Source organism: Lachnospira hominis (ex Liu et al. 2021), assembly GCF_014287955.1.
Taxonomy (GTDB): Bacteria; Bacillota; Clostridia; order Lachnospirales; family Lachnospiraceae; genus Lachnospira; species Lachnospira hominis.
Map to the genome: position 1 here is coordinate 1 of NZ_JACOPD010000024.1, position 1602 is coordinate 1602.

Sequence of the window (1602 nt, forward strand, 5' to 3'; positions counted from 1 at the left end):
GTCTTAATAACTGTTAAATCATAGTCTCTTCTTTACCTCTTCTGTAGGTTCGACTATGATATATAAGATACTGTGGATTGGTTGTAATCACCTACCACCCGATGGTTTTAAGGAGGCTCCAACCATAGTCTCTTTGTTCATTTGTTAATCAGTTAGATACCGCATGACGGTTTATTTAGAACGAGGTTACAATCGCAAGGAGCACCTGTGGTTCTAAAACAGTATCAAATACATTCATAAGGAGATTTTTATGATTTACGTTGGAATTGATGTCGCTAAGGATAAGCATGATTGCTTTATCACCAACTCTGATGGAGAAGTGTTATTTAAAGCTTTTACCATCACCAATAACCTAGATGGTTTCAATGATCTTTATCAAAAGATTGAAACCGTTATGAAAGATATAACTAAAGTAAAAGTAGGGCTGGAAGCCACAGGACACTACAGTTACAATCTTTTAGGATATCTCATTGATAAAGGTTTGCCCACCTATGTTATCAATCCGTTACATACAAATCTATACAGAAAAAGTCTAAGCCTTAGACAGACGAAAACGGATAAAGTAGATGCCCGCACGATTGCTTCTATTCTAATGTCTGATGTGAACTTAAAGTCCTACTCAGACATATCTTATCACAATGAAGAACTAAAGTCATTAACTCGTTATCGTTTTGATAAAGTAAAAGAACGTGCCAAGCTAAAGTCTTCCGTTTCAAGACTGATCTGTATCTTATTTCCTGAATTAGAAAAACTTGTTCCAACACTTCATATGGCATCTGTTTATGCATTGCTTTCCGAATTTCCCGGTGCTAAACAAGTTGCTAACGCTCATCTTACCAGACTTACAAATCTTCTTTCAGAAGCTTCTAAAGGTCGATATAGTAAAGATACTGCCATTACATTTAGAGACGCTGCCAGAACTTCTATCGGCTCAAATATGCCTGCAAAGTCACTGGAGCTGAAGCACACCATCAAGTTGATTAAGGAACTTGATTCAGAGATTGATGAAATCGAAAATGAAATCAAAATCATCATGGATGAAATTAATTCTCCAATTCTCAGTATTCCAGGTATCAACTATCGCATGGGTGCAATGATTATTGCTGAGATTGGTGATTTCAGCCGTTTTGATTCTCCTGATAAAATCTTAGCTTATGCCGGTTTTTCGCCATCTACATATCAATCTGGACATCTGTATGGTGCTTACGCACATATGGAAAAACGTGGTTCCAGATACCTTCGATATGCTCTGTACAATGCAGCTAAGTATGTCTGCCACTGGGATCCAACATTTACAGCTTATCTTGCTAAAAAACGAGCAGAAGGCAAGCATTACAATGTTGCCATATCACATGCTGTAAAAAAGCTGATTCGAGTAATTTATCATCTAGAAAAAACAAATCAGCAATACATCAAAGCCTCTTAAGTCTTTCTAATTCAATACTGTTTTTTTTGAGCACCTATAACGATGCTTTTTTTGTCATGCAGTTTTCAAGGTTCAAAGAACTCTAACTGAGTTCAAAATATATCTAAAAATACATTTCTGTACTTTATTCAAAAAATATCATTTTAGGGCTTGACTTTTAATAGTTAGTCTCCTTA

Annotated in this window: 1 protein-coding gene; it reads left to right on the forward strand. The window is 35.9% G+C overall.

The features are described 5' to 3' along the window. Positions 1-250: 250 nt before the first annotated feature. On the forward strand, positions 251-1426 hold the full coding sequence (locus H8S01_RS13845) for an IS110 family transposase (RefSeq protein ID WP_178069685.1): 1176 nt from the start codon (positions 251-253) through the stop codon (positions 1424-1426). The last annotated feature ends 176 nt before the right edge of the window (positions 1427-1602 follow it).

Bases quoted from the DNA above. Each gene is read 5' to 3' on its own strand.
- H8S01_RS13845 (WP_178069685.1), top strand. From the start codon at position 251: ATGATTTACGTTGGAATTGATGTCGCTAAGGATAAGCATGATTGCTTT.